We start from the raw sequence: 13419 nt of genomic DNA, 5'->3' as shown, positions 1-13419 counted from the left end.
TTATTTAAAGAGAGGCGCGCACTGTCGCGTCTTTTTGTTGTCTGTTAATCAGGTGATTGTCACAAGCTGCGTATTTTAAAGTGACTTAGCTATATATAAGAGAAAGGGATGATGAATAAACACTATATTTCGCTGGGCGTTATCGTCGGAGTTGCTTGCTTTACCGGTAACGTTTCAGCCGCAACAGTGACGGCGATTTCTAATGAACAGTGCCTGGCAATGAAAAATGTTGGAGTGATGTCTCCTTCGGCTCCTGTTTCATGCCAGCGTCTAAAGCTAGTCACATTTAATTATCGGGACTTTTCGGGTCATAAGCATTCGAATGGAAAGATCATTGTGATGGATGCGGTTGCTCCTTATGTAGGTAAAATCTTTGATGAACTGTATCAGCAAGGGTTTCCTATTCATAAAGCAGAGCCGATTGAAAAATATCGTGGTGATGATACAAAATCGATGGTCGCTAATAATACCTCGGCTTTTAATTACCGACCAGTAGAGGGAACGAGTAGCCTATCCCTGCACGCCTATGGTGCCGCAATTGATTTAAATCCAGTTCAAAATCCGTTCGTCACATTTCCTCGTACAGGACAAGCTAAATACAGTCCAGTAGAAGGAACAAAATACGCCAATCGTGAAATATATCGCTATGGTAAACCAGATCGTCAAGGGATGGCTGAAACTGTGGTTGATATTTTTGCTCGTAATGGTTTTTTATATTGGGGTGGTTTTTGGAATTCGCCTATCGATTATCAGCACTTTCAGCTATCAAAAGATATGGCCATTATGATGTCTAAAATGACAGAGCAACAGGCGACGTTGTTCTTTCAACATTATGTTGATTGGTATAATAGCTGTAGCCGTATGTACCCTAAAGCATATAGCCAATATAAGTTTAATGATTATACAAACTATCTAAAGCATAAGTTAGGTGTATCATCACTTAACAAAGCTTACAGTGCTAACTCAGCTAAGGTTTTGGCAGAGATAGAAAAGCAACCTGTACGCTCTAGTCTGTGTGTGAAACGATAAAGCTATATCCAAGTGGCTTTTAGGTTGAACAGAAGTCACTTGGGGAACATATTTTATATATCTTGTATTGGGTTTTGTAATTGCCACTGTTGATGCCATTCGAGTAACTGTTCGTATGGCATTGGCTTGGCAATAAAGAAGCCCTGAGCACTACCATATTGAAACGTTCGCAAGAAATTGAGCGTTTCAATATCTTCAATACCTTCAAAAACCACATTCAAATTCAGTCGTTTTGCTAGCGTCATACAAAATTCAATCACGGTTTGATTAAAAATACTGCTTTGACAGTTATCAACAAAAGAGCGATCGAGTTTTACTTCACTAAAGGGAAAATAGTCGAGCTGCTGTAATGATGAAAAACCGGTACCAAAATCATCAAGTGATAGTTTAAATCCCTTCATGTTGAGACGCGCCATCGCTTCTAAAGATCGTTCAGCTTGAGCGGGTAGGGCTTGACGCTCAGTTAACTCTAAGACTATGTCCTTGGAATTTACTTCTGAATCAGCGACCAAGTTCACCATTGCCTGCATAGTTTCAAAGTGGACTAAGTTTTTAGCGGCAAGGTTAATTGCAACGGTTCCCTGCCATCCCTGCTTATGTAAGTTAGCTAAATCGGTAATGGCTTGGTCTGCAATATAAAGGAACAAGGCATTGATAATATCGTCCTGTTCGGCAATTGGAATAAAACGATTAGGTGCTATCATGCCATAAACAGGGTGGGGCCAACGGATAAAGGCTTCTATCCCTGTCCACTGACCATTATCTAGACACACCTTCGGCTGATAATGGACGCTAAATTCTTTATTTTCTAGCGCTTGTTGAATATCTATCAGTGATGGTTGAAAGCCTGGGTTTTGTTGACTAGAAGCGCATGAAAAACAGACACTTTTATTGAGTAGTTGTGATAGATGATCTTTCTCAATCGGTTTTGTTGCTTGGCCTAACAGTACAAGGTTAGATGCCTCTACCATTTTACTGACAGTACAAAGCACACTCTCATCAACAGCACTACAAAGAATAATGGAAAGAGCTTTCTTTTGTTCTGACAGTTTTCGTAATACTTCGATACCATCCATATCGGGCAGTTCGAGATCGCATAAAATAATATCAATGGCTTGTTGCTGACAAATAGCTAAAGCTTCTTGCCCTGAGGCGGCTTCTAAAACCGATTGATATCCTAGCTGTTTGATACTATTGACTAGAAACCAGCGTTGAAATGCATGATCTTCTAGTACCAAGATTTTTTTATCCATTGGTAGAGTAGAGGTTTGGCATTGCGTGCTTTTTATTTCAGTCATAAGTTGATAACCAGTTTGATGTTGTCTCAATTTCAGCGGTAATTTCTTTTTGTAGGGCAATGGCTTGCTGTGTAATAAGACTAAAATCCGTTTCGGCTTCTGCTGATGCTTGTAAATTTGCAGCCATATTTGCCAGATGCTCTAACTTCACTAAGCTAAGAGCGCCTTTTACTCTATGAGCTATTCGCCTGATTTGCTCTGAATTGCCCTGATTAATGGCTAAAGTGAGGGCTTCTACATCATCTTTCATCGAAAAAACAAAAACTTGAGCAATGTCAGTGATTGGTTCTTGTTCTGCAAATGTTGAAAGCCATTGTGGTTTTACTGAGATATTTTCAGGTGATTTTATCTGCTCTAATGGAGCGGTATGATTTAAGCTTACTGAAAGATATTGAGTTAACTGAGCATAAAGTTCATCAATGCCATAGGGCTTAAACATGACATGGTTCATCCCTATTACAGATCCTCTTGTCGTACTTTGGCTTGAGCAATCTGCCGTGATACCGATAATTGGAACGTGAGAATTGACGGACCCTTGTCGAATTTGGCTCGCTAGCTCATAACCATCCATATTTGGCATATGACAGTCGGTTAATAATAGATCGTAGTGGTTTTGTTGCCATAAATTTAAGGCTTCTTCTCCATCATTAGCAAAGTCAGCCTGTATGCCAAATTGAGTCAGCATATTATTGAGTATTATCTGATTAATTTGATGATCTTCAGCAACAAGAATACGGCCTAGTAAATGTGGATATTGAGCCTTATGGGCCGTCGATATTGTGTCGTCATTATTGTTTATTCTTTCAATTAGCTCTCTCAATTGTCCAGGAAATAGAGGATCGGTTGATATATTGTAAGAAGGTTGAGCACTATATGTGGCATCAATTTGCAACAGAGGAAAGTCTATTTGATTGGTTGCAATACGATAATTTATATCCCATATTTTTAGCCATTGTTCGATTGTGGGATGGGCTTTCTCTAAGTAAATAGGGTCATTCTGCTCAATTGGCTCAATATCTCCTTGGCTATATGGCACCTTAAAGATCACGGTTGTCCCTTCGTTTAATTGGCTGTGAAGCTCAATTTTGCCATTCATCATTTCAACCAGCTGCTTGCAAATACTAAGACCAAGACCGGTACCACCATAGGTACGACTTATCGTTTTTTCTGCTTGTTCAAAAGGTGAGAATAGTCGCTTGATATTATCTTCGTGGATACCAATGCCCGTATCAATAACTTTAACCAGAAGCGAGTGTTGAGTTAACTCAATATAAACGGAAATAGAACCTGCTTCTGTAAATTTAATAGCATTACTTAATAAGTTATTAATCACTTGATTTACACGGATAGAATCAATCGTGAGGGTCGTGAGTTTAGTAGGTTGCCAAAATAAGTTAAACTTTACCCCCTTATGCTGAGCTTCTTGGGCAAAGTTTATGAGAGATAAACCGATTTCAGTTAACCAGCGGCATGGTTGATAATCTAGTTTTAGTTGTCCTGCTTCTATCTGCGAAAAGTCCAAAATATCATTAACAAGATATAACAGATGATTAGTAGATGATTTTAGGTTTTTTATATAATTGAGTTGTTCTTGGGATGGATTTTTTGTTTCGAGTATATCGATTAAACCAATCATACTTGCGATTGGTGTTCTCAGTTCGTGACTCATTGTTGCTAAAAAATGAGTACGAGCCTGCATAGCTCGCTCTGCTTTTTCTTGTGCTTGAATAAGATCGCTTACATCGGTAAGAACTGTCATGACACCTAATTTGTTATTATCACGATCTTTAATAAGTTTTTTAGTATAAATAAGATCAACAGTGGTACCATCTGGCAATATAGTTTGGCGTAAATTATTTTTTGAAGTATTGTTGATATCAATTCCAGTTTTGAGGACTGTTGCATTTTCCAAGGTTGATTTATTGTACTCTTCCCAACTTGGCTGCATGTTATTGTGATTCCAAAACTGAGAGAATGTCTCTTTGTAATTATTATTCCAAAAAACGCGCTGATTATTCGTATCCTGCATCAATAACATAGATGGAATTGATTCAATAATCTCATTAAGTAGGTCTAATTGCTGCACAGCTTTTTTTTCTGCTTTTTCTCGGCGTTTAACTTCTTTTTTTAATTGATTACTCCAAAATAAAAATAAAGCAATAACAGCTACGGCAATGAAAATAGAAATAGACGTCCATAAAATAACTTTACTTTCGTCAAATCCTTTTAGAATAATGGATGGTTGATACTTTTTTCTTAATTGGCTGATATCTTCTGCTGGAACAGATTTAAGAGCAAGATTTAATATTTGAGCTAATGTTTGATTATCTTTATTTATCGCCATGCTAATTGGAAAAACAAGATCATTACCAATATAAGCAACTCGAAAGTCGTTAATACCATAACGTTGTTTTAAATGAGCCATAAATGAACTGTATACAACGACGACATAATCAACCTTTCCTTGAAGAAGCTCATCAATAAGGTTTTTATAATTTGGATAGCTTTTAATATCCCCTTGTGTATTATTAGTATTAATAAAATATTTTTCGCTTTTTATCATTCCAATTTTAAACTTACCAAGATCTGAAAGTTTTGAAAGTTCAGGTCTGTTTTTTGTTGTTATTACGGCATATTTTAAAGTTGTATATGGCTCCGTTATCAGGAACTGTTCTTCATCTATATCATTGATATTAGCTATCGGTAAAAAATCAATTTTGTTATCAGTTAATAATTTTTTATAATCTACTGAGTCATTCGTTTTTAAGTAATTAAATCTTAATCCGGTTTCCATAGATATAAGACTCAGTAAATCGTGGGTAAACCCTTTGTTTGTATTTAAGGCACTAAATGGTACTAAGTTTCCTGGTAGGGTATAACTAAAAGCTGTTTGTTTTATTTCTGGGTTACCAAGAATGACTTTGGTCAGTTTGTTTTCTGCTTTTATATTCTTAGTTTGGCTTTTTATTTCATCTTTAATTCTACTTTCAGAGCCTTGTGGTGTAAATTCGATAACCTTATTAAAAATATCACGTAGATAGATATTATTTTTTTGTATTGCAATATTATGTGTTGAAGCTCTTAACCAATCAGCACTGATAATTCTAGCATTATTTATATCATCTTCTTGCTGTGAAAGAACGACATAATCAGATAAAATAGCGTCTATTTCCCCTTGTTTGAATAAAGTGATTGCTTCGGTTAAATTCTTTGTTTGTTGTAAGTGTTGGCCACCAGCTGTGATCAAAACATCACAGTAACTAGATGATGTTACACAGCCCCATTTTAGATCGGCAATCGCATCTGCATCAAAACCAATAATAGAGTTCTTTATAATAATCCCTAAGCTCTCTTGGTATAAAGAATGGGTAAACCACATGATTTTATTGCGACGAAGAGTTGGTGATAATCCCACTACCGCATCAATTTCATTATTGACTAAAGCATGTTCTAGTTCCTTTATAGAAGAATAAGGAATAAATTTTGATTTTCTTTTAATGTCTAAAAAATTATTTATATCATTGGCATAATCAATATATATACCTTCTACGCTACCATCTTTTTTATGGATGTAATAAGGTGGCCAGTCATAGTTTAAAATACCATATCTGATTTCATCTTGATTATTGAGCCAACTAATTTCTTCTGATGTAAGAATATTTTCTTTTTGATCAATTGGAGCATAGGCAAAGCTACTAGCCGAAAATAAATATAATAGAAGAAGAGTGTAAATTTTTCTCATAGTTTAAATCGCTAGTGGTTTATTGCCATAACCGTAGTATAAAATTCTAAATTATGACGAATAGAAATGGTGAATTGTGATATTGATACCAATATCAGTAAAAGTTTTAGAAGGTTAAACCCTAATATTAACTTTGGCTTGGGTATTATACTGTTCCTCATATGCCCCTAGTTTGTTATAGGCAGTGTAGTGAGGGTGACAAGTAATCATATGGGGAGCATGATTACGGCTTTTCTTATGAGATGTGCGAGTTTTAAGTGTTTTAAGGGGGAGAGAACTCATTGATATCGTTGGGATCGTAAAAATAGCACTCATAAAAAAACCAATGGCCATGACTGAGATGATTAGCTTAATCGAAAAGATTAAATTGGTGTCATAGTGGTGTCAAAAAAATGGCGATCTTGTTGGGTTAGAGTTATTGCATGTGAACTTAGTTAGTCCTAGTATGGAACGATTAACGTTGTAGATAGATTGGATGATATTGCATGATAAGTAAGGAAAAATGTGCACTAAATGGACCGCTTCTTTCTGAGTTCATTCAGGGGTATTGGCGATTAGCATCGTGGAACATGTCAGTTGAAGAGCGTATTGCTTTTATCAATCAGCATTTGGAGTTAGGGATTTCTTCCGTTGATCATGCCGATATTTATGGTGATTATCGTTGTGAAACCTTATTTGGAGAAGCTTTACATCGATCTCCGTTACTTCGTTCTCAGCTTGAAATCATTACTAAATGTGATATCAAACTGTGCTCTGAACATTATCCAAGTAGAAAAATAAATCATTACGATACCAGTTTTGAACATATTACTTCTTCTGTAGAAGCGTCATTACGGAATTTACAGACAGATTATATCGATATGTTGTTGATTCATCGCCCAGATGCATTGATGAATGCTGATGAGGTTGCTCACGCTTTTTCATCATTAAAAGATCAAGGCAAAGTTCTTCACTTTGGGGTCTCTAATTTCACACCAAGTCAATTCTCTCTGCTGCAATCACGATTAGATTTTCAGTTAGTAACTAACCAAGTTGAAATTAATCCAATGAATTTTGGTGTGGTCGATGATGGTACGCTGGATCTATTACAACAGTTACGTATTCGTCCAATGGCTTGGTCTTGTCTTGCTGGTGGTGAGCTGTTTAACGGTCAAACCGAACAAGCTGTCCGTTTACGTGCGGAGTTGCTTGCGATTGCTCAAGAAGTGGGTGCAGAAAGTGTAGATCAGGTAATTTATGCTTGGGTTCGTCAATTGCCATCAAAACCGTTGGCTATCATTGGTTCTGGAAAGATAGAGCGAGTGCGGTCAGCATTGGCTTCTCAGAAAATTCAATTAACCCGTGAGCAGTGGTACCGAATTTGGGTTGCATCTAAAGGTCATGGTGTGCCATAGAGTTGTTGGCTTTAGATTATTAAGACAACTTTAAAGAGAAAAAGCCACATAGAGAGCTGTTAGAGACTCTATATGTGGCTTATTTTTAATTTAGCTTACTGCTTTGATGGTTTTATATCACCATGAGCTGTTGGGTTTGATTTATCACCACTCCATTGATACCAGCCGCCATCAAATACGCTAATATTTTTCCATCCCATTAAATAGGCATCAAAGAAAGCTTCTGATGCTCGCCATCCAGTACCACAGTAAAAAGCAACATCTTGGTTGGGTTTAATATCCCACTGTTGCCATAATTGGGCGATTTCATTTGGACTGCGCATTGTACCATCAGGGTTGCGAAGATCTTCCAAATGATATGGATCGCTACCAGCATGGCCCCATTTAGAACCCGGGATTCGGCCTTTTGGTTTGATATAGCTATAGCCGCTGGTTTCACCGGTATATTCAGCCCAACTACGAATACTAACTAATGATTGTTGATCTTTTGGCTGTTTTAATAATGCCTTAGCTTGTGGAACATCAATAATGTAGTTTGGATTCGCTGGAATTGGCTTACCAAAATCAACCTTATCGTGGTTCTCATTTAGCATTGGCTCACTGCAATACCCTGCATCGACCCAAGATTGCCACCCACCATTGAGTAGACGAACATCTTTAACTCCCGCATACATCAGGATATTTGCAGCACGAGCAGCCGCAGTATTATCGCGACCATATAAAATCACCGTTGTGTCATAGCGTAAACCAAGATCATTAATCACTTGTTTTAACTGCTTAGGCGATACTCGGTTCCACCAAGGTTCTGATTCAATATCATTGGTATTAAGGTAGTAAGCACCTGGAATATGAGCCAGTAAGTATTTTGCTGGTGGGCCCCAAGCAACTTCAACGACTTTATAGCCATTTTTAGGGGTATATAGTGGATCTTTACCTTTGATTAAATCATTTAACCACCATGCTGGTACAAGATGCTGGAATTGAGGAAGAGCACTTAACGTACCGTGATATTGGTCGATAGGTTGAGTGATAATTTTAATGTTATCAATGCCTTGTGATTTTAATGCGTTAGCTAAAGATTGAGCTTTTTTTTCACCACAATATAAAAATGTTTGTTTTTTGTTTGAGATGTGCTTGCTCATCATCAAGTTAGACAGTGCATGGGGAGAGGTTTGATTTAACCAATTTGCATCTAAGCTGATTGCGCCTGGAACATGGCCGCCAGATTTCATGGTGTTTTGTGGCCAACCATTATAAAAGTTACTGTCTCGACAATCGATAATTTGAACTTGATTAGGTGATTGTTGTTGTATTTGTTGGTATTCAGCAAAAGTGGCCGCAGAAGCTGAACAGGAGAGAACCAGCCCTAGCAGAGGAAAATAAGTGTTGCTTACGCGCATTGATAAACCTATGTGCTTTTCAGTTATTCAAGCATCCGTAACTCAAGCATAGATAACTGAGGTGTATGATTAGTTGAAAATTATTGTTATGTTTGTATGACATTATACTGATACTGGTAGAAGATGCGAGTGATGGCTGAACTTCACTTTAGTAAGCTAACAAGGAATGAGCATGGAGATCATCACAAAATAAAATGAACTTAGTTTTGATTGATGAAGTCATATCATTAGATTTTAGGTAATACCTATTTTATAAGTATTTATGATGGTGAAGGAGAGGGTATGAAGTGTCTTCGAGCAATAATGACGGGGACAGCTTTTATAGCGAGTACATCAGTAATAGCGACACCATCACTCATGGATTGTTTGCAAAATGAGCATAGCTCGACATGTAAATATCAGATGGCTGCAGCATTATCAAAAGATGGCTCCAGTTTAACCGTACCCAAAACTCAAGCATTTTCGCTCTTTGCTTTGAAAAATACGATTTATCACGGCATTGATGGCATTGAAGCATCATTTCGTCTGCAAAATGGCATTTGGGTCGGCGAACCTTATCAACCTGGGGGCAGTATTATGCCTCAAGTTATTTTGGTTCCAGATATTATCGCTAAGGGAGATTTAACAGCTGATCAACAAGATGATGCTGTAGTGATGCTAGATTTTAGTCCCGGTGGTACAGGACAATACCTATATCTTGCGGTAATGGAAAATCGATTAGGACAGCCTATCAATATTGCAACTCAATTTGTTGGAGACCGAGTACGAGTCAAAGATCTTCATATTGAGAATGGCAAAATTATTATGACGGCTATCGAACCCAGCTCAACCGATGCCATGTGTTGTCCAGGTAATGTGGTTAAACGAATATGGCAATTGCAAAATCATCAACTAGTAGAAGAGAAAAGCCAAGAAAGTGTTCAAAGATTAACGTTAAATTTGCTAGATAACAGCGGTTGGAAATTGGATAGTTGGCAATATGGTGAACCTGTATCAGCTAACACTCATATTACTTTACTCTATCAAGATGAACACTTAGTTGGTAAAACTGCCTGCCACAGTTACAGCATTGCCGTTCGTGATACCTTACGACCGGGATTTATCAATTTAGCCGCTGATTATTCAACAATGGACACCACAGAGTGTACCACTGAGCAGCAAGATGCTGATAAACGTTATCTGGAACAGTTGGCCCATGTTAATCAGTTTACTTTTTTTGCAGGGCGACTAACGCTGTCATATAACTCTAATGGACATTTAGGTGTAATGATTTTCTCGCCACAAACATCGTCAGAGAATTAAAATCATTTGTGAGATCAAAAATAGCCCCAGATAGCTAATGTCGGGGCTATTTTTATTGGTGTTAATGTAAATTGTGGCAATGAGCTTAATCGATTAATAACCACCTAATCGTTGGGCCTGATGCACCATTTCTTGTCGGGAGTAAGCCTGTTTTTTTAGATGTTCAATGGCTTGTTGAGTCGAAGTAAAAGCAAACTGTGTGATATCGATATTATGAATATTGACCCATTGAACTTCGGCCACATCATCTTGAGCGATAACTGTCGGTTTTTGATCTAGCTTGACGATAAAGAAACAATCACAGGTTTTGTATTCTACCGTTTTATATTGGTAGGTATTGCTGTAAGAATGCACATACGTTAGCGAGTAAATTGATAACCCCAGTTCCTCTTTAATCTCACGAACAGCCGCTTGTTCTAAGCTTTCATTTGGATCAACAAATCCGCCTGGAAGGTCATACATTCCTTTTTTTGGGTCTCGCCCTCGAATCGCGACTAATACCTCATCATTAACAACAATTGCGACCATAACCGCCGCTGCTGCATTATGAAAATAGGTAAATTGACACTGCTGGCAGATAAATTCTTTGTAGCTAACTCGCTCTAATGATGGCGAGCCACATTGTGGACAATAGTGCATACCATCTCTCTTATTGTTGTTGTAACCAGTCTAAAATAAAACTGGCGACTTCTGATGGATTATTGATATCAAGACGAGGTAGCTCCTTTTCTAGTCCTGTTTCATCATCTGTCGCAAAGGCAATAATGTTAGGATCGTTAGGATATAAAAGGGGTTTGCCGTAATTGGGACGATGAATCTCTATTTTAGGAAACGTTTCTTCTCGAAAACCTTCAATTAATACAATGTCTAACTTACTATGATCTAGTTGCTGTAAACACTCTGCTAGTACAGGATCTTTTTGTTCTTGTTCTGGATATTCAAAATAGAGAATATTACGTGCTTTTGTTGCAAGCAGAGTTTGACTACAACCAGCATGACGTAAGCGATAGCTATCTTTTCCAGGTTTATCAGGATCAATATCGTGATGACTGTGCTTGAGTAAGCCTACTCTCAGTTTTTGTTTTAGTAATGGAATAACTTGCTCTAATAGCGTGGTTTTTCCTGATCCACTGTAACCAGCAAAGCCAATAATAGGTGTCATAATTGCTCTCAAATTAACAGATAATGCCGAGTATCCTAATACTAAAGGTAGCTGAGTCCAAGTACTGGAATAATTTTCAATAGATTGATCAATTAGTTTGATGAATATTGTCGATATTATCTCTGGCGTTGTTTTATTGGTATAAAAGAAAGCTTATTAAGAGCGTAATAGAGTGTATTTTAGTCCTAAATCACATATTGAGTTTGTCTTTTCTGGTATTTTTATGTGTAGTAGAAAGTGTAAAAAATAAATAGTTGAGTATTAAAAAAGGAGCAAAACAGTTATTTGTTACATTTTTAATCTACAGAATAAGTAAAAAACAGCTACAGTTAAGAAATAAGAACCAAGTACGTGTAATTTTGGGATTTGTTTTTGTTTAAATTTCGATGAAAGGATGTCATCGGATTGTATGAAATGTACGTATGCATCAGGGAGTGTGCTATATGTGGGCAATTCTAAATTTTGAAGCATCTGGTCTATCTGATCAATCATATCCAATCGAAGTAGGGTACGCATTGCCGGACGCTGAGGGATATAGCTTACTGATTAATCCTCTTTCATCAGCAACGCAATGGAACTATTGGGATGATTTTGCTGAGCAACAACTGCACCATCGTTCAAGACAAGAATTGATAACCAAAGGATTAAATGTTGGGGATGTTTGCCAACACTTAAATCAGGTTTTGGGCCATTATGAAGTGGTACTGTGTGGAAGCCAATGGGATCTATTTTGGTTAGGTCGACTGTACCAAGCTGCCCATATGAGGCCCTCATTTCTATTGTTAGAAGTGGGTCAGTGGCTGAAACAGAATAATGGTATTGAGCGAGAGTGTTTTAAATCGGTTTTTGAGCCGCGATTCGATGTGAAAAATCGGGCAATGTCGAATGCGCAACAGATGCAGGTGGCAATTAGCCAATTAGTTGAATAAACTGCCACCAAAATAATATTCAATAAACAGTTATGATTCGATTTGCTTCTTTTAATGTGGCAATGTCTGCGGACTCTGAGACGGCTATTTTAGAGCAGACTGCCACTTTAGATTCTTTGCGTTTTAAGAAAATTGCAGCAACCATACAAAGTGTGCGTCCTGATGTATTACTCTTGTGTGAATTTGACCATTTAGGCGAGGGGGGAGATAACGGCGCGCTGCAAAATTTTTGCCGCCATTATCTCAACCGTTTTCAATATGATTTATCTCCAATTCACTATCCGTATTCCTATTGCCCATCGTCCAATACTGGAAAATTAAGTCCAGTTGATTTAAATAACGACGGGATTATTTCGCTTCCTGAAGATGGGTTAGGATTTGGATTGTTTCATGGACATTATGGTTTTGTCTTACTATCGAAATATCCCATAAAAACCGATGAAATTCAGTCTTGGCAGACGCTGCTCTGGCAACAGGTGCCGAACTCTTTATTACCAACCCAGTATTACTCACCACAAGCTCAATCCGTACTGCCGCTGTCGTCAAAAAATCATGTCTGTGTACCCATTGAATATGATGAACAAATTATCAATATTCTTTGCTGTCACCCAACGCCTCCTGTTTTTGATGGTGAAGAGCGCCGTAATGCTAAACGTAATCATGATGAGCTGCGATTATTAGTCGATATAATCGATGGTGCTGATTATTTGGTATCCGATCAGGGGCAAACTTCAGGTATAAATTTACAGCAGCCTTTTGTGGTTATGGGGGATCTCAATGCAGATCCTATTGATGGTGATGGGATTAAAGCTGGAATTGACGCTCTTCTTAATCACCCTTTAATTGAAAAAAGTGTTGCAACTGGTGCGAAAGTACCGGCAAGCTTGGGGGGGAAATACAAACGGGTCTACCAAAAGCGTAATGGCAAGCCAGATATTTGGACTCACGTATCGGGGTTACGACTCGATTATGTTTTACCTTCTACTCATTGTCATATACAAAACAGTGGCGTTTTTTGGCCTGATAAAAAAGATCCAAAGCGAGTGTGGATAACAAACCACAGTGGTAAAGAGACTTCTGCTGCATACAGTGATCATAGATTGGTATGGGTGGATGTGACGATATCGAAATAAGGCTATTGGCCAGTAAAGTAAAAAAACGTT

The 13419-nt window shown here is 37.7% G+C and carries 10 protein-coding genes; 5 read left to right on the top strand and 5 right to left on the bottom strand.

Features of this window, described 5'->3' with window-relative positions; translation table 11 throughout:
- Positions 1 to 108: 108 nt before the first annotated feature.
- On the top strand, positions 109 to 1029 hold the full coding sequence (locus CTN07_RS08800; RefSeq protein ID WP_005298584.1) for a M15 family metallopeptidase: 921 nt from the start codon (positions 109 to 111) through the stop codon (positions 1027 to 1029).
- A 53-nt stretch (positions 1030 to 1082) separates the two neighbouring features.
- Here CTN07_RS08800 and CTN07_RS08795 read toward each other — a convergent pair whose 3' ends face one another.
- Together CTN07_RS08795 and CTN07_RS08790 are read right to left on the bottom strand one after the other, a co-directional pair.
- Positions 1083 to 2327, bottom strand: coding sequence for an EAL domain-containing response regulator (locus CTN07_RS08795; protein ID WP_005298585.1), 1245 nt, complete (start codon positions 2325 to 2327; stop codon positions 1083 to 1085).
- Positions 2320 to 6069 (bottom strand): ATP-binding protein, encoded by a 3750-nt coding sequence (locus CTN07_RS08790; protein WP_005298588.1) that lies wholly within the window; start codon positions 6067 to 6069, stop codon positions 2320 to 2322. Before CTN07_RS08790 ends, CTN07_RS08795 begins: the two co-directional genes overlap by 8 nt.
- Before the next feature lie 485 nt (positions 6070 to 6554).
- Between CTN07_RS08790 and CTN07_RS08785 the strand changes: the two genes are divergently transcribed.
- Complete coding sequence (locus tag CTN07_RS08785) at positions 6555 to 7463, top strand: aldo/keto reductase (RefSeq protein ID WP_005298590.1); 909 nt, start codon at positions 6555 to 6557, stop codon at positions 7461 to 7463.
- 95 nt (positions 7464 to 7558) lie between these two features.
- Here the strand turns inward: CTN07_RS08785 and CTN07_RS08780 are convergent, their stop codons facing one another.
- A complete protein-coding gene (locus CTN07_RS08780) occupies positions 7559 to 8863 on the bottom strand; it encodes a sulfurtransferase (RefSeq protein ID WP_005298592.1) in 1305 nt (434 codons plus the stop codon).
- Between the two features lie 282 nt (positions 8864 to 9145).
- Here CTN07_RS08780 and CTN07_RS08775 point away from each other — a divergent pair, with 282 nt between their 5' ends.
- Positions 9146 to 10165 carry an META domain-containing protein gene (locus CTN07_RS08775; protein ID WP_005298594.1) on the top strand — a complete coding sequence of 340 codons (1020 nt, stop codon included), beginning with the start codon at positions 9146 to 9148 and terminating at the stop codon, positions 10163 to 10165.
- Positions 10166 to 10258: 93 nt separating this feature from the next.
- Here the strand turns inward: CTN07_RS08775 and CTN07_RS08770 are convergent, their stop codons facing one another.
- Both CTN07_RS08770 and mobB read right to left on the bottom strand, forming a co-directional pair.
- Positions 10259 to 10804, bottom strand: coding sequence for an NUDIX hydrolase (locus CTN07_RS08770; protein WP_050787791.1), 546 nt, complete (start codon positions 10802 to 10804; stop codon positions 10259 to 10261).
- 10 nt (positions 10805 to 10814) lie between these two features.
- Positions 10815 to 11327, bottom strand: a complete 513-nt coding sequence (gene mobB, locus CTN07_RS08765) for a molybdopterin-guanine dinucleotide biosynthesis protein B (RefSeq protein WP_068947303.1) — start codon at positions 11325 to 11327, stop codon at positions 10815 to 10817.
- A gap of 443 nt (positions 11328 to 11770) precedes the next feature.
- Here mobB and CTN07_RS08760 point away from each other — a divergent pair, with 443 nt between their 5' ends.
- On the top strand, positions 11771 to 12256 hold the full coding sequence (locus tag CTN07_RS08760; protein ID WP_036763524.1) for a hypothetical protein: 486 nt from the start codon (positions 11771 to 11773) through the stop codon (positions 12254 to 12256).
- Positions 12257 to 12288: 32 nt separating this feature from the next.
- Positions 12289 to 13389 carry an endonuclease/exonuclease/phosphatase family protein gene (locus CTN07_RS08755; RefSeq protein WP_036763526.1) on the top strand — a complete coding sequence of 367 codons (1101 nt, stop codon included), beginning with the start codon at positions 12289 to 12291 and terminating at the stop codon, positions 13387 to 13389.
- Positions 13390 to 13419 lie beyond the last annotated feature (30 nt).

The organism is Photobacterium damselae (assembly GCF_003026815.1).
Classification (GTDB): Bacteria; Pseudomonadota; Gammaproteobacteria; order Enterobacterales; family Vibrionaceae; genus Photobacterium; species Photobacterium damselae.
The sequence above is the reverse complement of the archived record's forward strand: the minus strand, read 5'-3'. Positions and strand labels throughout refer to the sequence as shown.